Source organism: Archangium violaceum (genome assembly GCF_016887565.1).
GTDB classification, from domain to species: Bacteria; Myxococcota; Myxococcia; order Myxococcales; family Myxococcaceae; genus Archangium; species Archangium violaceum_B.
This window is the reverse complement of the sequence record NZ_CP069396.1, coordinates 9,730,023-9,746,988: the sequence shown is the minus strand read 5'-3', so window position 1 is coordinate 9,746,988 and position 16,966 is coordinate 9,730,023. Positions and strand designations below refer to the sequence as shown.

The window sequence follows — 16,966 nt, the reverse complement described above, 5'->3', positions numbered from 1 at the left end:
GCGGGGGGCTCACATCTTGATGCGGATGCTGAGCCCGGCCCGGAGCAGGGGGAGGCCCGTGGCGGGGAGCTCCGCCACCGAGGGGTCTGGCACGAAGCGGAACTCGCTCCCACGCGCGCCGAAGGGGGCTTCCAGGAAGGCCTGGACGTACACGTCGCGCAGCGGCAGCAGGTTGAAGTCGACGCGGGACAGGTAGGAGTCGTCCCGCACGTTCGCCAGCAGCGTGAGGAGCAGCGTCGGCTCGAGGATGCTGCGGCGGGCGATGGCGATCTGGGCCATGCCGTAGAAGCGGCCGAAGTAGAGCGGCTGGAAGTCGTTGGTGGAGCGCAGCCACGTGAGCAGGGCGCGATCATCGGTGCCGAGCTGGTTGTAGAAGACCTCCAGCCGGGGGTTGACGCGGTAGATGTCGGCGAAGCGGAACGAGGTGGCGATGCCTCCGCTGGCGAGGACCTTCGGTTCACCGAGCGTGCGCGGAACGAAGTCCGTCCCGGTGTGCTCCCAGAGGGGCGTGCTGCTGTCGCGTACCAGGGCGACCTCGGCGTTGAGGTCGATTCTCTCCAGGCCGATGGACCAGTCCACGCCGTATCGGGGGCGGCGTCCCTGTTGGAAGACCGCGGTGAGGCTGAGCTCGCTCGGGCCGAGGACCATCTCGGCTCGCGCGGCGCCTCCGTAGCGGATCGGCTGCGACTCGGGTCCCCGCAGGTCCGCCGTGGCGATGAGCCAGAGGTTGGATGCCATCGCTTCCCAGGGGATGTTCACCTTGAGCATGTCGACACCCGTCCGCAGGTCGAACGTGTCGAGCGGCAGCGGGTTCGGCTGGCGGAGGAAGTCGGTGGGGTTCCACACCTTGGAGCTGCCCCACTTGAGCTGCTGGCGCCCGGCGGTGATGAACACGTGATCGGCGATGCCGAACCGCACCCAGAGCTGATCGAGCTGGATGGTCGGCGTGGACAGGGCGCGGTCGAGCGGATCGTAGAGGAGCCGTCCCCGCACGAAGCTGCGCACGTTCTCCGAGGGCTTGGCATCGAGGTAGACGTCCACCAGCGCCGGGAGCACGGGCTGCATCACGGTGCCCTGGCCGCCACGGGAGCCGGACAGCTCGGCGCGTTGGAGGTAGGTGCCTCCCAGGCTGAGGAGATCTTGGAACGACGGTGCGTCGTCCTTCCGGGCGATGGCCTCTTCGGGCTCGGGTGCCGTGGCCGTGTCTTCCCCGGGCGGGGCGATCACCGCGGGTTGTATCAACGCGTCCGCGGAGGAGGACGTCGAGGGTTCCGGCTCGACGATCGCGGGCGCCAGCTCGATGGACGAGGACGAGGGTGGGGGCGCGGCCACGGGGGCCGGGTCGGACACGGGAGCGGGGGAGGTGTCCTCCGGCTCCGGCTCCGGTTCCGGCTGGGCCTTCGCGACGGTCTCGGGAGGGGGTTGCGCGGGAGGTGGTGGGCTCGGGCGGGACGGCACCGAGTAGCTCAGCGACTTGACCCGCTTGCGCTCGAAGAGCACCTGTACGCCGAGCGTGGTGTACCGGAAGGAGAACCGGTTGCCGGGCAGTATCTCGAGCTCGTAGCAGGGGTCCTCCGGCCCGCTGCCGCTCTCGCAGGAGGGCCCGAATTGCTTCTCGAGCTCGGCGCGCGTCGGCGGGCGCTTGGGGAACACGTCGATGTGCCGCAGCAGGCCGTCATCCGGGTCGAAGCGGAACCGCACGAGGCGCGTCCCGTTGGGAGCCGTCCTGGTCGCGTAGGTGAGGACGATCTCCCCGCGGACGGAGTCATGGCGGCTGGGCTTGCCGAAGGTGCGGAGGACTTCCGGCAGGGGAGTGACGCCCGGGCTGGCTCCGCGCCACTCCGCGGCGGAGGCGACGCAGCCCCAGAGCAGGAGCAGAGCGGCGAGGGCGGGAGGCGCGGGGGGCTTCATCCGGGGGGGCTGGTCGGGGAGGGGTCAGGAGCTTAGCGCGGGGACGGAGGGCCGTTGACGCAGCGCCAAGCCCAGGGAGAACCATGCGGAGCCGGCGATGGCGAAAGGCATGTCGTCCACCACGTAGGCCGGCACACCGGGGCCGAAGCTCAGGGTGGAGAGCACGAGCAGCACCACGGTCGCGGGCCCGAGGGCGAGCAGCAGGAGCGCGTTCCAGCGGGGCAGGGTGCGCGCCCGGAGCGAGGCGATGCCGAGGAAGAGCGCGCCGAGGCAGGTGCCGAGCACACCGAGCGCCCCGAGGGCACCGATGACGCGGACGGGCCCGAACAGCCCCGTCAGCAGCACCGCGTTGGTGGCGGCCGAGCACAGGGGGACGGCCGCCAGCAGCAGCCCCACGAGCCCCGTCCACCGGGCGCGTCCCCGGAGTCGCAGCCACACTCCCACCAGGGTGATGCCGAAGAGGAACTGGGCCCCGCTGAACGAGGCGGCGCCGAGCCACGCGAGCCGGGAGTCGCTGGGGGCCAGGGGGGCGTGTCCGTTCTCGAGTCCGAACACGACGTTCACGCCGTAGGCCACGAGCCACAGCAGCCCGCCGAGCATCGCGGTCGCTCCGTCCCAACGCGGCGGCCGCGTGTCATGCATCTCTCCCGGCATCTCGGCCTCACTCCCGCGCGAAGAAGGAGGCCACGCGGGCCTTGCGCTCCACCATGGCGGCGAAGGCTCCGGGCTGGGAGGGGATGGGGTCTCCGGACACCTGGAAGACGAAGTGCTCGTAGTAGAGCGCGACCTGCCGGCGCAGGAAGTCCGGCATGCGCGCCACCAGCTCCCGCGTCTCGGCCCGGTGTCGCGCGAGCGGGTTGCCGTCCTCCGCCGGCTTGGGCGTGGAGGCCACGCCGGGCGCGAAGACCGTGCGCCGGTAGTGCTCCAGCTCCCGGGCCCGCTGCTCCGAGGGGTGGTGGATGAACAGCCGGATGGCCCGTGTCAGGTTCTCCTGCATCTGGACCACCAGGTCGAAGTGCTCCTCGAACACCCAGTTGTTGACCATGACGTTGAGCCCGAAGGACTCGACGTGGTGCCACCACATGGGCGGGATGTAGAGCACCTCCCCGGGATTGACGACCGCCACGCGGGCCTCGCGCAGCGCCTCGCGGAAGCGCGGGAAGCGCTCGAGGTCCGGCTCCAGCAACCGCACGTGGCTCGCCTGCGCCTGCTCGAGCATGTCGTCGAAGGGCGCGTGGTACATGGACGGGAGCAGCTCGGGCGCGAACAGCGTCACCCGCTTCGTCCCCTCGACCATGCAGATGAAGTTCACGAAGTCGTCGTAGTGCAGGTTCACCACCTGCCCGTTGGAGCCGATCCACATGCGCGGGAACGCCTGCTGCTCCTTCAGGAAGGGCAGGATTCGAGGCCCCAGGGACTCACGCAGCGGGGTTCCCTGCTCCACCAGGTGCGACTGCAGGTAGACGTAGTCGTCCGAGCCGCCCTCCAGGCTGCGCAGCAACTGCCGCGCGAACACGTCGAACGGCACGTCCCGGGCGGGCTGGCCGAACGTCCTGCCCTCCAGCCTGTCCTTCTGGAAGTGGTAGTGCCCTTCCGTGCGCCGGGGCATCTGGTGGAACGTCACCGGCTTCTCTCCGAAGAGGGGGCCGAGCACGCCCAGCTTCCGCGCGAAGGTGTCGCTGGCCCGCAGCTCCCGCAGCAGCCGCCAGTCCTCCATGCAGCCCGTCAGCACCAGCGGCTCCTCGAAGGCCCTCGACCAGAACTCCTCGGCGCTGGGTTGGTGGAGTCGACGAGGGGGCTTCGCCTCGAACGGGAGCGGCGGCAGGGTCATCGTCCTCTATAGTACAGCGTTCTCGTTTTCTTGAATAACGGGCTACTCGCGTTGACAGGAGGTACCCGAGAGAGCCACGATTGCTTCTCAAGACTCGAAACACTCCCCCCCGGAGATTCTCATGGCGTTTGAAGAGACCCCCCCCACGCCAGTCGTCGCCGCCGAGGTGTCCACTCCCGCCACCCAGGTGGCTTCCGTTCACGTTGCCGCCGCCGCGGCCCCGGAGAAGCTCGACGAACTCGAGGAGATCAACTTCCTTCTCGAGGAGATCGAGAGCAAGATCGCCCCGCTCGCGCTCGCGTGAGCAGGGTTGGATGTCTCGTCCCATGGAAGCAGGCGTGCGTTCCTACGAAGAGGCCTTCTCCCCGTACTGGCATCCCGTTGCCTACTCGCATGAGCTGAAGGAGCGCCCGCTCGCCGCGCGCCTGCTGGGCACCGAGCTGGTCGTCTGGCGTACCGGCTCGGGTGTCTCCGCCACGCAGCGCTACTGCGCGCACCGGGGCGCGGACCTGTGCGCCGGTGACGTGGTGGGCGAGGGTCTGCGCTGTGCCTTCCATGGCTGGACGTACGGGCAGGACGGACGCTGCGTGCGGATTCCCTCGCAGCCCGGCGCGCCCATTCCGTCTGGCGCTGCGCTGCGCTCGTTCCATGCCGCCGAGCGTTACGGCCTCATCTGGGTGTGCCTGGCGCCACAGCCCGCGGCGCCGCTGCCCCACTGGCCAGAGCTGGAGGACGGGAGCGCGGCCACCGTCGCGTTGCCTCGCCTGGACTGGAACATCTCCGCGGGCCGCATGGTGGAGATCGTCCTGGACGTCACGCACCTGTCCTGGGTGCACCGGGGGACCTTCGGCAACCCGGAGCAGCAGGAGGTGCCTCCTTATGAGGTGGAGCGCCGCCCGGATGGGCTGCGCGCGCAGATCACCTACCCCGCGCTCGCGCCCGGCCTCGAGGGAGCCCCTCCCAAGGTGGACAAGACCATGCTGACATATGAGGTGGTGTTCCCCTTCGCCGCGCGCCTGGCCTTCAAGCCCACGCTCTTCTTCAAGCACACGGTGTTCGCCATCGCCTCGCCCTGGTCGGAGGAGAAGATGCAGTGCTTCTACTTCGCCTCCTACCACCCGGGGCTGCGGATGTTCCCGGACATCTTCGTGAAGTCGGAGCTGGCCATCCTCGAGCAGGATCGCCTCGTCGCCGAGGCGCAGCGGCCCAGGGCCCACCCGCTGGACTTCTCCGGTGAGGTGCACGTCCGGGCGGACCGCCTGCCCATCGAGTACCGGCGCGGGGTGATCGCGCTCCGCCTGGGCCGGCCCGTCGATGCTCCTGTTCCTGGTTGAGTCGCCTTCCCTGCCCGCCCTGGTCTTCCTGGCGGGTGCCCGCTAGACTGCCGCGGTCGAGCGCCGATACCCCCCTGTCGTTGCCGCCGCGGCGGTGCGCGCAGGCTCCGTGCCCCCCCGATGACAATGCTTCAGAGACTCCTCTTCCTTTCCGTTGTGGTGCTCACCTCGAGCTGTGACGTTCTCCGGACCGAAGATGTCGAGGGAACGCGTGGCCGTGGTGCGAAGGCGTTCGATCCGTACTCCAGCTCCGCGTCCGGGGCCATCTCGCTCTCGCTGCTGCAGTTCAACGGCTGCGCCATCCTCCCCAACGGCGAGCCGGTGACGCGCGGCTCGCTCACGCTGCCGGGCTACCCGGACCAGTGCCAGAACCTCAATGACGGCGCTCCGCTGGGCCCTCCCCGGGAACCGACGGCGCGGCTCCAGGTGACGCCGGGCTCGCTCTACTTCCTGCGCGAGTTCACCGCCATGGACGCCGTCACCAACGTCCACACGGACTTCAATGATCGCCGCACGCCGGCCACGTGGATCCGCAAGCAGTCGCGCTTCAAGAGCCTGGACTGGACGGGGCTGACCATCGGCCGCGATGACTGGCGCACCTACGGCCCAGGCATCTTCATCCGCGAGACCTATTACGAGAACGCCGCGTGGATGATCTCCGACGACGACACGCTGACGATCGAGGTGCTCGACGCGGACGGCGTCTCGCGCGTGAAGGAGGTCTACGGCCGCCGGGACTTCCTGGCCGAGAACAGCGTCACCGGCCGCACCCGTGTGAGCTGGGCCATCTACGGCATCGCCCGCCCGGAGTCCCCGGGCGACACCACGCTGCACCAGTCCGACAGCTACGGCCCGCCGCTCTACCACACGGGCGTGAAGGTCTCGTTCGCCAACGCCACCAACCCCTTCAAGTCCTTCCGCATGCCGCAGCTCACGGGTGAGGGTGTCATCCGCGTCACCTGGAGCCACATGCCGGACGAGCCCTTCCTCTTCCCGGTGAACTTCGTGCCGGAGCAGGATCGGCAGGCCACCTGCTACGAGCTGGACGCGGACGGGCTGGCCACCAACAAGACGGTGCCCTGCGGGTTCGGCCTGGAGCAGAAGGTGCGCTTCCAGAAGCCGAGCAACGGCAAGTACTACATGCCGGGCGAGACGGTGGATTTCCTGGTGTCGCTGCAGGACGGTGATGGCCATGGCCTGCACCCGCGCGACCTGCTGCCCTCGCTCAACCAGTACCGAGGGGACATGTCCAACGGCGTCTCCTACTTCAACGAGGGCATGCTGACCGTCTTCCGTGACACCAGCAGCTCCGAGTCCGGCTACAAGGTGGTGGGCCCCCTGCAGGACCTGAAGGTGGTCAACGGCACCTTCCAGCTGCCCTACTTCGCCTTCCCCCAGACGAGCGAGCCCAAGTACTTCGTCGAGCCCGGCCTGCTGCCCTACGTGGCCGGCTACGCGGATGCCAAGCCCGCCACGCGCTACGCCGTCGGCCTGCCCGACACGGCCAAGCCGGGCACCTACGCCGTCATCCTCAAGAACCACCGCTCCTTCATGGGCGAGCGCCTCAACCGGATGGATCCCTTCTTCTTCCAGGTGGGCCAGGAGAAGGCCACGGCCTACAAGGAGGACATCGGCAACTGCCAGATCTGCCACAACGGGGTGAACTCGCTCTCCAACCTGCACCACGGCCTGTCCGTGGACCACGTGGCGCTGTGCAAGACGTGCCACTTCGACGAGACGGTGGGTCACGTCTCCGACCTGGTGCACCGGCTGCACATGGGCTCGCGCAAGTACGACCAGAGCAAGGCCGACTGCCGGCTGTGCCACCTCAACCGGGAGAGCACGCTGCGCCCGAGCATCATCGCCTGCAACGGCTGCCACCTCGAGGCTCACGGCACGCAGTACTTCGACCTGGAGTTCGAGGAGATGCAGAAGACGCCCAACGCCTACGGCAACTGCGCCCAGGCGTGCCATGCCGCGACCCCGCCGACCCGGCACCTCCTGCCCGCCCAATGAGACTCCCGAGGAATCCAATGAGGGCTTCGTCCGTCACCACCAGCCTCCTGCTCGCCGCCGCCCTGGCCGGGTGCGCGGGGAGCGACGTCCCTCCCGGGACGTCCTCCGACACCGTCTACGTGGACCTCCCCCAGCGGCAGACCACCGTGTCGGGGATTGTCTATGATCCGGAGGTCTTCTTCTTCTCGAGCAAGACCTTCCCGAGCTTCCCGCCCCCCGAGGGCGAGGAGCCGTTTCCTCCTCCGCCGGACGCGCTCTTCGACGGGACGCCCTATCTGACCCGCGCGGCCGCGCTGGGCGCGAAGGTGAGCGTGCTCGACGGTGACACCGTGGTCAGCAGCAGCGACCCCGCGGCGTTCAATGGCTCCTGGCAGGTGACGGGGGTTCCGACCAGCGACACCATCGAGTACCAGGTGAGGGCCGAGCCTCCCGCGGAGGGGCTCGTGCTCGGGGCGCCGGACATCTTCTCCGAGCCGGACTATCTGCCCGTGCCCGTGGCGAAGTACTACCCGACCACGACGCTGCGGCCCATCGTGGCCAGCACGACTTCCTGCCAGACGCAGGTGGCCACGGTAGCGGGTGAGGCTGGCGCGCTTGGCGCGGTGGCCAACCTGCGGACGCGCTCCGGTACTCCGACGACGCCCAGCTCCCTGGTGAGTGGCTCGGGAGGGGTGGTGCTCGTCTGGACCTACGCGCCCAGCATGGTGCTGTACTTCTTCACCTCGCCGGCGGATGGCATCGCGGCGGAGACGAACCAGGGCACGCTGTACCCGATCGACTGGGACCTTCCGTCCAAGCAGCTCCCCGGGCAGACGGCGATGGGTTTCGTCGCCAAGAACCCTGGCGGCATCAGCTCGATGGGGTACTACGCGCTCGTGCTGCCGAAGGGGAGCACGGAGCCGGTGTCTCTGACCTTCACCGATACCGTGACGACCCCGGAGGGCGAGGAGCCCGGACCGGGGGGGCCGCGTCCCTGGCTGGCCCCGTCGTTCACGGGCCGGGTTGGCCCGGGCGTCTCGGTGCTGCGGCTGCACAACGAGTCCTCGATGCCTCCGCCGCCGGAGGATCCGTACGCCGAGCCCACGCCGCCTCCGGACATGAGCTGGCTGTGCATGAAGTGGTGACTCTCGGGTTGCGCATGCGCCCTCTCCCCCTGGGAGAGGGCGGGGGGTGAGGGTCTTGCCCGCCCGGTGTTGCTGAATGGGTCCACTAGCGCCAGGGCCGCACATGGAGCTGGCGGAAGCGCACGGTGGGCTGTCCGAACGACACTGGCAGCGGACCATGGTCGAGCTTGCGGCAGCCCCGGGTGGCGAACAGGTTCTGGAGGTCCCCGCCAAGCGCATCGATACCGGCCAGGGCCGCCAGACCGTTGCCCTCGAGAATACCGGGCGACACGAACCGCCCCGGCCGGCCCTCGCGGATCTCCTGGGCCTCGACGATGTAGAAGCTGAAGTCCCCCGACAGGAGGTTCATGTGGCGGGGCGTCAGGTGGCGCACCAGCAGCCCGTGCGGAATGTCGGCCAGCAGCGCCTCCAGGTGGCCCTGGTGCGGCTCGACGCGGGTGTGCGCCATGCGGGGCAGGGGAGGGTGCTTGAACCCCACCCGTCGGCCATGTCCGTTGGGCGCGCGTCCCAGCTCGCTGGCGCTCCGCTCGTCCAGCAGGGGCGAGCCGACGCATCCCTCCTGGAGCAGCGGCACCGGTTGCGCGGCGTGGCCCTCGTCGTCACAGGTGTACACGAGCGCCCCGTGACCATCGGTTGGATCGTCCGAGATGGAGACGAAGGGCTCGGCCACGCGCTGCCCGAGGCGGCGCGAGAGGTAGGAGCCTCCCCGAGCGACGACATCGCCCTCCAGCGGGTGTCCACACACCTCGTGGAAGAAGCAGGCGGAGGCCGCTCCGGGGGGGAACACCACGGGAAGCGGGCCGGTGGGGCACGGCACGGCGGGGCTGTGCTCCTGGAGCTGCCGCACCATGCGCTCCACGAGGGACTCCAGCTCTGGCAGTGCCGCGTACAGCCGCCCTCCGTCCGGATGGGCCGCGCAGCGCCACAGCTCCGCCAGTCCGCCCTCGGTGGTGTGAAACGCCTTCACCTCGAGGAGCGCGTAGCGGCGGCGGTCCTCGACGAGGTGTGTCTCGCGGGAGATGAGGACGCGCTGGTCCACCTCGCGCAGCAGCACGTCCAGGTGCGCCGCGCCCGCGGCCCGGGCCGTGTCCACGAGCCGCCGCACCACCTCCGCCTCCCGGGTGCCGTCCGACGGGGCCGGCTCGGGGGAGAGCAGCTCGCGCGCTCGTCCAGCCACCTCCGCGGGCAGGGCCCCGGGCGGGAGCGTGCCGTTGGCGAGCTCCGTCCACTCCTGCTCGCTGCCTCCGGAGGTGCTCCGGCGGACGGCGTAGCCACGCTCACAGGTGGGCTCCTGCACGCGCAGCCCCGAGCGCTGGTGGGCCACCTCGATGACCTCGCGCCGTTCCACGAACCAATCCAGCAAGATGAGGCTCCTCCCCACTGTGTCTTAGCACCCGAGTGTCCGGGGACGGAGGCGGTGGGCGGAGGAGCCCGCCGCGCAGGAGAGCACCCGGGCGGCCCGATGGGCACGCGCGAGGGGGCACGGGGATGCCGGTGACCTCCGGAGGGGCGCGAGGGACGAGCGGGCGCGAGACGTGCGCGGGGGTGGACCTGCGCGCGCTGGCCGAGGCGGCACGGGTGGAGGTGGCCACCTTCACGCGGGGACAGTCCTCCCTGGAGGCGGAGCTCTTCCTCACGGCGAGCCGCCGGCTGTCCTTGGAATACGAGGCCCGCACCGGTGACTCCACCCTGGCCCGGGGCGAGTCCCTGTGGGGAGCGGGGCGGGTGTGGCGGGGAGAGGAGTCCGGGTTCGCGGCGCTGCCGGTGGGAGGGCCCGAGGACCTGCGGCGCGTGCTGGGCGCCGCCACGCGGCGCCTGGGCGTGGGCTCCCGTGCCCCGGGACTCGTGTCACCCCCTCCTGCCGGACCGTGGCCGCCGGAGCTGCCGGAGCTGTCGGCCGAGCGGATGTCGCGGCTGGCGGAGCAGCTCGCCCGGACGGTGGTGCCTCCTGGAGTCGTGGTGCAGGCGGAGGTGCTCGCTCAATCCGCGACGTGGACGGCGCTCGTGCGCGGTGAGGGCATCTTCCAGACGGGCCTGTCTTCCCGGGAGGAGGCCTTCGTGCGCTGCGAGACGTCGCGCGGGGCCGTGGTGGATGCGGTGGCCTCGCCGTCGGGCGATGCGTGGGACCTCGCCGCCCTGCGAGCGCGACTGACGGAGGCCGTCGAGGCGCTGGAGGGGCCAGCGGAGGCGGTGTCACCGGGACTGCCGCTCGTGCTGCGTCCCGCCGTCGCGGCCCCGCTCGTCGCGGGGCTGGCCTGGCTGCTCCGGGGAGACGTGGCGGCATCGAGCCCCGCCCTCGCGCGGGCGGTGGGCAAGAAGGCCTTCCCCTCGGTGCTGAGCGTCGAGGATGGCCCGCTCCACCCGCTGGGGACGCAGCGGCGGGAGACGGACGACGAGGGACTCTTCGCGCGCCGGGTGCGGCTCGTCGACGAGGGGCGGCTGGTGGGCTTCCTGCACTCGGCGGCGACGGCGGCGCGGCTCGGGGTGGAGCCGAACGGCCGGGGCCTGCGCTCCGAGGCGTCGCCGCCGGCTCCTTCTCCCCTCAACCTCTTCGTGGTGCCACGGGGTGATGCGCTCCCCGAGCGCTACACGGAGCTGGTGGCGCGCATCGAGACGTTCACCACGATGCCGCGCCCCGGGCTGGTGACGCTGGTGGCGGGAGGCTGGGAGGTGGAGGCGGGCCGACGCGTGCGGCGCATCAACCCCGTGGAGCTGAGCCTGCCCGTGCTGGAGACGTTCCGCGCGCTGCGGGGCGTGGGGACGGACCTGGCGTTCTTCCCCACCGCGGAGGGGTGTGGAACCCCGACGCTCGTGCTCCCGCCGCTGCTGTCGGGCTGAGGCCGGGGCTCAGCGGGCCCTGCTCGAGGGCGGCTCGCAGCGCCGCACCGCGCGCCAGCGCACCAGGTCATCGAGCAGCGCGCGGAAGGCGCGCGTGTTGAAGGAGCGCGCCGTCAGCCTGGAGAAGAAGGCCTCTTCGAGGGCCTCGACCTGCTGGGGCTTGCCACTGTTGAGGGCCGTCAGGAGCTTCTCGACGCGGCGGAGCACCGCGGGGGCCGGGGTGAGGGTAGCGGAGCGGCCGTTGGCGGAGACCAGCACCTGCCCCTGGGGCAGGGGGACGCTGACGATGGGGCGCTCGCGGCTGGCGAGGATCCACTCCTGGGGCTTCAGGGGCTCCTCCCGGGCCTCGAGTGGCGTGCCCTCCAGGGCTCCGCCGGTGAGGAAGCGGACCCACTCGGAGGTGCTCTCGCGCTCGGCGGAGAGCACGTCCTGGCGCCGGGAGCGCCGCTGGAGGGACTTGCGCACCGGCTCGGGGAGGCGGGAGCGCGGCCCGGCGGGCAGCTCGGTGTGGCGCAGGCGGCGGGGCCACTCGCCAGGAGGCGCCATGCCGGTGAACGGCGGAGGACGGAAGCTCACCCCGAGCGAGGCGCTGATGTTCAGCCCGCGCGAGGGCTCGGCGCGATGCCAGTAGGAGGCGGGCCAGTACATGACGTCTCCCGGCCGGCCCACGAGGGTGGTGGCCTTGGCGAGCACCCGCTGCTCGTCCTCCTTGTCGCGCAGGTAGATGAGCCCGGCCTTGTGGATGAGGTCGGGATCATCCTTGGGGACCTCCTGGCGATCGGCGAGCGCGTCGAAGGGCCACAGGCTCATCGTCTTCTCGCCGTCGATGACGAAGTAGAAGACGTGCAGGTCGTCCTTGTGAACGCCGAAGGGGGTGTAGCGGTAGTTGCCGAGGAAGACGCACGAGTCGCTGCCGCCCAGGGGCACGCCGAGCGCCTCGTGGAAGCCGGACAGGAAGCTCGTCATCTGCAGCCAGTGGTTCCACTGGAAGCACTGGGCGCGGTTGAGGACGATGCCGAAGCGCTTGCCGCCCAGCAGCGAGTCCAGGCGCGCCAGATACCCGTCGAGGTCGCCGTCCTCGCGCTGGGGCAGGTGCCTGGAGAGGTCGAAGAGGACCGAGTAGTACGGCATCCCGCCAGGGCCGTCCATGTGCTCGATGTAGAAGCGCAGGGGTTGGGTGAACTCACCCCGGCGGTAGCGCGCGCTGGTCTCCAGGAGGGCCTCGAAGATCTCCCCCGGGGTGGGGAAGTGCGCGGCGAAGGGGCGCTGGAGGACGGTCGGCTGGCGATCCCAGTGCTTCCTGGCGAAGTCCTTCCAGAAGGAGCGGGGAAGCGCGAGGGAGGGTTCACCGTGCGGGGAGGGGCGGGGCGCGGGGGCGGGTGCCAGCATGGAGAAATCCTGGGGTGGGGGCGCGGGGACGCCAACAACGGGGCGAGGTTAGCACCAGGGGGGACGCGGGGGGCTGCGTCAGCGCTGCACCAGCTCGAAGCGCTGCCACGCGCCGCTGCGGAAGCGCACGAGCAGGACGCCCGCGAGCGCCGCGAAGTAGATCATCATCCACAGCATGGCGGCCGCCTCGCGCCCGCCGAACCAGCGGACGTTGGCGTAGACACCGGGCACGAAGAGGGCCCAGGCGAGCGCCAGCCGGGCCCAGAGCGTGAAGGCGGTGTCGCCCGCGGCGCGCAGGGCCTCGGCCAGGGTGCAGGCGGCGGCGTCGAAGATCTGCCAGGTCGCGGCGAGCATGAGGACGCGCGCCCCCAGGGCGAGCAGCTCGCGTGCCTGCTCTCCCTGGGCGAAGGGGGCGAACACCCACTCGGGGGCCAGCAGATAGAAGACACCCATCAAAGCCTGCCAGCCGCCGGACAACAGGAAGGTGAGGCGCACGGTGCGAGGCACTTCGTCACGAGCCCCGGCGCCGATGGCCTGTCCCACCACCACCGCGCCCGCGCTGGTCATGGCGAAGCCCACGAGGGAGGCGACGGTGTTGAGCTGGTTGACGGCCATGAAGGCCGCCAGCATCTGGGTGCCCAGACCGGTGACGACGACGTTGATGAAGAACAGGGTGGCGAGGAACTCGAAGAACCAGTTGAGGCCCGCGGGCACCCCGAAACGCAGCACGCGCAGGAACTCGCCGCCGGACAGCCGGGAGGACAGGTGGGGCTGACGGAGGCCGTCGCGGAGGAAGAAGACGAGCAGCCCGCAGAAGGCCACCGCCGTGGAAGCGACGCTGGCCCAGGCCGCGCCGGCCACGCCGAGCGCGGGCAGTCCGAGGTGGCCGTCGATGAGCAGCCAGTTGCCCACCACGTTGAGGACCATGGCGGCCACGTTGGCGAGCATGGGCACCCGGGTGTTGCCGATGCCAGCGTAGTAGTTGGTCAGCGCCTCGAGGCCGACGACGACGCCTCCGGCCAGCAAGCGCACCTGGATGTACTGCTGCAAGGTGGCGCGGACATCGGGGGCGTAATCGAAGTGCCCGAGCACGGTGGGCAACAGGGGAAGGATCAGGAGGCCGAGCACCTGGGTGAAGCCGGCGATGGCGAAGCCATAGAAGGGGTAGCGGCGGGCCCCGGCGAGGTCTCCCTTCCCGTAGTACTGGGAGGCGAAGCTGGAGATGATGAACGTCGTGCCCATGGGCAGGAGGAAGACGGCCATGACGTTCATCGCGCCCGTGGTGGTGGCGGCCAGGGCGGTGTCCCCGAGGTGCGCCACCATCAGTGCGTCCGCCAGGCCCACCACCATCTGAGTGGAGCGCGAGATGATGATCGGCCAGGCCAGCCGCAGGAGCGCTGGAATGGATGCCTCGACGCGGGCGGGGGGGCCGTTGCTCATGTGGCCGGAATCCTAGCACGAGCCCCCAGGCGCTCCCGCGAGGCCCCTCCGGACGGGATTCCACTCAGGGAATCAGCGGGTCGATCAGCGTCGCGTTCGGGTAGAGGGTGACGTTCTTCTCGTGCCTGGCGAGCAGGGCCTCGAGGGCGCCTGGCTCGGTGGGGAACGGATCTCCATTCACCTGGAAGATGAAGTGGTCGTACATCCGGGCCAGGTAGGCGCGCCAGAAGGGGGGGAGCGTGCGGACGAGCTCACGGGTACGGCGGGCCTGCTCCTGGAGCTCCGAGGGAAGCTGGCCGGACGCGGCGTCCGGGGCGGCCGGCTCGAAGACGGTCCGGGCGAAGAAGGCGCGAGCCGCGTCGCGTTGTTCCCGGGTCGCGCGGGAGAGGAGCCGGAGCGAGCGGGTGATGTCCTTCCACATCTCCACGGTGGTGCGCAGGGGCACGCTGAGGATCCAGTTGTTGACCATGACGTTGAGCCCGAAGGACTCGACGTGGTGCCACCACAGGGGAGGGATGAGCAGGACGTCTCCGGGTTCGAGCACGGCGACGCGGGCGTCCTCGAGGGCCTCGCGGAACTTGGGGAAGCGCGCGAGGTCCGGCCGGAGCAACTGGACGAAGCTGGCCGGGGCGCCGCTGTTCATGAAGTCGAAGGGGCCGTGGTACAGCGAGGACAGGCGCTCGGGCGAGAACATCGTGACGCGCTTGGTGCCCTCGAACATGCAGATGAAGTTGATGAAGTCGTCGTAGTGCAGGTTGAAGATCTGCCCGTTGGAGCCGATCCACACCTTGCTGCGCACGTCCTGGGGGGGAGCGAAGCGCAGGAAGTCGAACTGGATGGCATTGCGCAGGGGGCTCTCGGGCGTGAGCACCTGATTGCGGACGTAGACGAACTCGCCCGAGGACTCCGCGGCCTTCACGCGGTGGGCGAACGTCTCGAAGGGCACGTCGGAGACGGTCGAGACGGCGTTGGGGGAGGTGTCCCCGTCGTAGGAGGGCAGGTAGTGACCACCCGACCGGGGTGGGAGCGCGTCGAACTCGATGGGTGTGTCACGGAAGTACCCCTGCAGGAGCCCGAGCTTCTGTTCGAGGGACGGACGGGCGCGGAGCTCCGTGAGCAGCCGGCAGTTGTCGAGCAGGCCGGTCAGGATGACGGGCTCGGCGTGGAGCCGGGGGAGGAGCTCGTCGAGGGTAGGGCGCTCGAGTCGGGGGACGGGAACCGGCGTGAAGGGAAGCGGGGGGAGGGACATCGAGCGCTCCGGGGTGGGGAGCCCGACTATAGTCCCGTGGCACGAGGGCGTTCGAGTGGCCGGGGGAATGGAACGCACCAGCCCTACAAGGTCTCGCGGACAACCGGCGGCAGGTCCGGGTGACGGTGGCGCCACAGGGCACGAGCCAACGGATTGACTTCCGAGAGTATGACCTTGCTCGGGGTCAGTCGTCGAAGCCCGCCACGTCCGCTCCCTGACAGCCGTCCGCGGCGCGACGCAATCTCCATCGCGCCCTGGACCGCGCTCCAGTACGTGACGGGGTGGGAGGATCGCCTCGCGATGATGGTCGGCGGTAAGCTGTCCTGGAACATCGTCCTCAAATACACGGGCCGGCCGGTGCTGATGCACGTGGTGCTCGCTTTCGGCGTCGTCGTCGCCCACCAGCTGCTCGGCGCCTGGTGGTTGGCGGTGCCCGCGCTGCCCGTGACGGTGCTCGCCGCGGCCATCGGCGTGCTGCTCGCCTTTCGCAACAACTCCGCCTACGACCGCTGGTGGGAGGCGCGCACGCTCTGGGGCGCGCTGGTGAACATGTCGCGCTCCTTCGCCCGTCAGGTGCTCACCTTCCTGCCCCGGACGGAGGTGACGAGCGCCGAGGAGCCCTCGTTGGTGCGGGGCGCCTCGTCGCCGCTGCTGCGCACCGCGGTGGAGTCGGGGGCGACGGTGCGGGGCATCGCCGAGCTCGTGGCCTCCGATGGCGCCGTGCGGGACCGCTACGGAAAGGCACTCAACAGGGACCACCCCGAGCGGCGGGGGTTGGTGGCCACGCTCGAGACGCAGCAGACGGCACGCGAGCGCCAGGGCCGGTACGGGGGCCCTGGCCAGTCCATCACCGAGGACGAGCGTGAGCTGGTGTACGCCCAGATTGGCTTCGTGAACGCTCTTCGCTGCCACCTGCGCCGGCAGGATCCCTTTCCGGAGATCACCCCCTTCTTCCGCGCCAGCGTGCTGGAGGCGCTGCGCGAGGAGAAGAACGTGCCCTCGGCCATCCTCATCTGGGTGGCCACCCGGCTGCGCCGCGCCTACGGCCAGCACCAGGGCCCGGACGACGTGTTCCGCCTGGTGGTGTTCGACCGGACCCTCACGGAGCTGACGAACATCCTCGGGGCCTGCGAGCGCATCAAGAACACCCCCATCCCGCTCCAGTACGACGTCCTGCCGCGCGCCATGGTGCGCGCCTACCTGGGCATCCTCCCGCTCGGGGTGGTGGCGGACCTGGCCTGGCTCACCCCCTTCGTCACCGCCATCATCGCCTTCCTCTTCATCGCCATGGATTCGGTGGGGCGCGACGTGGAGACTCCCTTCGAGGATGGGGTCAGCGACACGCCCATGACGGCGCTCTGCCGCACCATCGAGATCAACCTGAGGCAGATGCTCGGGGAGACCGAGCTGCCCTCTCCCCTGCAACCGGTGGATGGGTTGCTCTATTGATGAGGTCAGTTTTGATACCGACCGGGAGGGACACCTGCGGGGATGCCCGCCAGAATCCTTGTGCCGAAGCACACTCGGCTGGGCTACTCATCAGGGGAGACCATTACCAAGGGGTTCCCATGAAACTGGGCCATCTGCGATGTGCAGGACGGCAACTACGTGTTGGTGGACGTGGCCCACCAGGAGAATGGCCGTTACCCCCTCGTTGACGGCTACCACGAGGCCTGGCCCAACCCGAAATACTGTGGGCCAGTCGCCAGCTCCTTCTCGGAGTTCCTGGAGCAGGTGCTGCGCACCCGGCGCGGCCTTTACTGGCTGGGGGAGTGAAGTTGTCCTGCGGAATCGGAGCGTCTTGGCAGCCTGCTTCCCCCGGATGTTGCCCATG

General features: G+C 70.0%; 13 protein-coding genes and 1 pseudogene. 7 read left to right on the top strand and 7 right to left on the bottom strand.

The annotated features are described in order from the left end of the window. Positions 1 to 9: 9 nt before the first annotated feature. The 3 genes from JRI60_RS38875 to JRI60_RS38865 are packed head-to-tail and all read right to left on the bottom strand — an operon-like array spanning position 10 to position 3,742. Positions 10 to 1,911: a hypothetical protein gene (locus tag JRI60_RS38875; RefSeq protein ID WP_204221072.1), complete on the bottom strand. Its 1,902-nt coding sequence runs from the start codon at positions 1,909 to 1,911 to the stop codon at positions 10 to 12. 24 nt (positions 1,912 to 1,935) lie between these two features. After that, positions 1,936 to 2,553 (bottom strand): hypothetical protein, encoded by a 618-nt coding sequence (locus tag JRI60_RS38870; RefSeq protein ID WP_204221071.1) that lies wholly within the window; start codon positions 2,551 to 2,553, stop codon positions 1,936 to 1,938. Positions 2,554 to 2,572: 19 nt separating this feature from the next. After that, a complete protein-coding gene (locus tag JRI60_RS38865; RefSeq protein ID WP_204221070.1) occupies positions 2,573 to 3,742 on the bottom strand; it encodes a cupin-like domain-containing protein in 1,170 nt (389 codons plus the stop codon). A gap of 121 nt (positions 3,743 to 3,863) precedes the next feature. Between JRI60_RS38865 and JRI60_RS38860 the strand changes: the two genes are divergently transcribed. The 4 genes from JRI60_RS38860 (at position 3,864) to JRI60_RS38845 (ending at position 8,216) form a co-directional block, all read left to right on the top strand. Continuing rightward, entirely contained in the window at positions 3,864 to 4,046 is a 183-nt protein-coding gene (locus tag JRI60_RS38860) for a Xan family putative trans-acting RiPP leader peptide (RefSeq protein ID WP_204221069.1), read from the top strand. Between the two features lie 34 nt (positions 4,047 to 4,080). After that, positions 4,081 to 5,076, top strand: a complete 996-nt coding sequence (locus JRI60_RS38855; protein ID WP_204221068.1) for an aromatic ring-hydroxylating oxygenase subunit alpha — start codon at positions 4,081 to 4,083, stop codon at positions 5,074 to 5,076. 120 nt (positions 5,077 to 5,196) lie between these two features. Beyond that, positions 5,197 to 7,092, top strand: coding sequence for a hypothetical protein (locus JRI60_RS38850; protein WP_204221067.1), 1,896 nt, complete (start codon positions 5,197 to 5,199; stop codon positions 7,090 to 7,092). Between the two features lie 17 nt (positions 7,093 to 7,109). Further along, complete coding sequence (locus JRI60_RS38845) at positions 7,110 to 8,216, top strand: hypothetical protein (protein ID WP_239469976.1); 1,107 nt, start codon at positions 7,110 to 7,112, stop codon at positions 8,214 to 8,216. A gap of 85 nt (positions 8,217 to 8,301) precedes the next feature. Here the strand turns inward: JRI60_RS38845 and JRI60_RS38840 are convergent, their stop codons facing one another. Continuing rightward, the gene (locus JRI60_RS38840; RefSeq protein WP_204229275.1) at positions 8,302 to 9,576 is read right to left on the bottom strand and encodes a TldD/PmbA family protein; all 1,275 of its coding nucleotides are present in this window, start codon (positions 9,574 to 9,576) and stop codon (positions 8,302 to 8,304) included. 128 nt (positions 9,577 to 9,704) lie between these two features. Here JRI60_RS38840 and JRI60_RS38835 point away from each other — a divergent pair, with 128 nt between their 5' ends. Next, a complete protein-coding gene (locus tag JRI60_RS38835) occupies positions 9,705 to 11,054 on the top strand; it encodes a metallopeptidase TldD-related protein (protein ID WP_204221065.1) in 1,350 nt (449 codons plus the stop codon). Positions 11,055 to 11,063: 9 nt separating this feature from the next. Here JRI60_RS38835 and JRI60_RS38830 read toward each other — a convergent pair whose 3' ends face one another. The 3 genes from JRI60_RS38830 to JRI60_RS38820 all read right to left on the bottom strand — a co-directional run bounded on the left by JRI60_RS38830 (position 11,064) and on the right by JRI60_RS38820 (position 15,132). Then, positions 11,064 to 12,443 (bottom strand): cupin-like domain-containing protein, encoded by a 1,380-nt coding sequence (locus JRI60_RS38830; protein ID WP_204221064.1) that lies wholly within the window; start codon positions 12,441 to 12,443, stop codon positions 11,064 to 11,066. A gap of 78 nt (positions 12,444 to 12,521) precedes the next feature. Then, a complete protein-coding gene (locus tag JRI60_RS38825) occupies positions 12,522 to 13,883 on the bottom strand; it encodes an MATE family efflux transporter (RefSeq protein ID WP_204221063.1) in 1,362 nt (453 codons plus the stop codon). A 64-nt stretch (positions 13,884 to 13,947) separates the two neighbouring features. Beyond that, positions 13,948 to 15,132, bottom strand: coding sequence for a cupin-like domain-containing protein (locus JRI60_RS38820; protein ID WP_204221062.1), 1,185 nt, complete (start codon positions 15,130 to 15,132; stop codon positions 13,948 to 13,950). Positions 15,133 to 15,432: 300 nt separating this feature from the next. Between JRI60_RS38820 and JRI60_RS38815 the strand changes: the two genes are divergently transcribed. Both JRI60_RS38815 and JRI60_RS38810 read left to right on the top strand, forming a co-directional pair. Then, on the top strand, positions 15,433 to 16,581 hold the full coding sequence (locus JRI60_RS38815; protein ID WP_204221061.1) for a bestrophin family protein: 1,149 nt from the start codon (positions 15,433 to 15,435) through the stop codon (positions 16,579 to 16,581). Between the two features lie 126 nt (positions 16,582 to 16,707). Beyond that, positions 16,708 to 16,908: pseudogene (locus JRI60_RS38810) on the top strand (SMI1/KNR4 family protein); the annotation flags it as partial. Between the last annotated feature and the right edge of the window lie 58 nt (positions 16,909 to 16,966).

Excerpts from the sequence above, each read along its gene's own strand:
- JRI60_RS38820 (WP_204221062.1), bottom strand. The coding sequence starts at position 15,132 with ATGTCCCTCCCCCCGCTTCCCTTCACGCCGGTTCCCGTCCCCCGACTC.
- JRI60_RS38825 (WP_204221063.1), bottom strand. The coding sequence starts at position 13,883 with ATGAGCAACGGCCCCCCCGCCCGCGTCGAGGCATCCATTCCAGCGCTC.
- JRI60_RS38815 (WP_204221061.1), top strand. The coding sequence starts at position 15,433 with ATGATGGTCGGCGGTAAGCTGTCCTGGAACATCGTCCTCAAATACACG.
- JRI60_RS38830 (WP_204221064.1), bottom strand. The coding sequence starts at position 12,443 with ATGCTGGCACCCGCCCCCGCGCCCCGCCCCTCCCCGCACGGTGAACCC.
- JRI60_RS38850 (WP_204221067.1), top strand. The coding sequence starts at position 5,197 with ATGACAATGCTTCAGAGACTCCTCTTCCTTTCCGTTGTGGTGCTCACC.
- JRI60_RS38875 (WP_204221072.1), bottom strand. The coding sequence starts at position 1,911 with ATGAAGCCCCCCGCGCCTCCCGCCCTCGCCGCTCTGCTCCTGCTCTGG.
- JRI60_RS38845 (WP_239469976.1), top strand. The coding sequence starts at position 7,110 with ATGAGGGCTTCGTCCGTCACCACCAGCCTCCTGCTCGCCGCCGCCCTG.
- JRI60_RS38860 (WP_204221069.1), top strand. The coding sequence starts at position 3,864 with ATGGCGTTTGAAGAGACCCCCCCCACGCCAGTCGTCGCCGCCGAGGTG.
- JRI60_RS38865 (WP_204221070.1), bottom strand. The coding sequence starts at position 3,742 with ATGACCCTGCCGCCGCTCCCGTTCGAGGCGAAGCCCCCTCGTCGACTC.
- JRI60_RS38835 (WP_204221065.1), top strand. The coding sequence starts at position 9,705 with ATGCCGGTGACCTCCGGAGGGGCGCGAGGGACGAGCGGGCGCGAGACG.
- JRI60_RS38870 (WP_204221071.1), bottom strand. The coding sequence starts at position 2,553 with ATGCATGACACGCGGCCGCCGCGTTGGGACGGAGCGACCGCGATGCTC.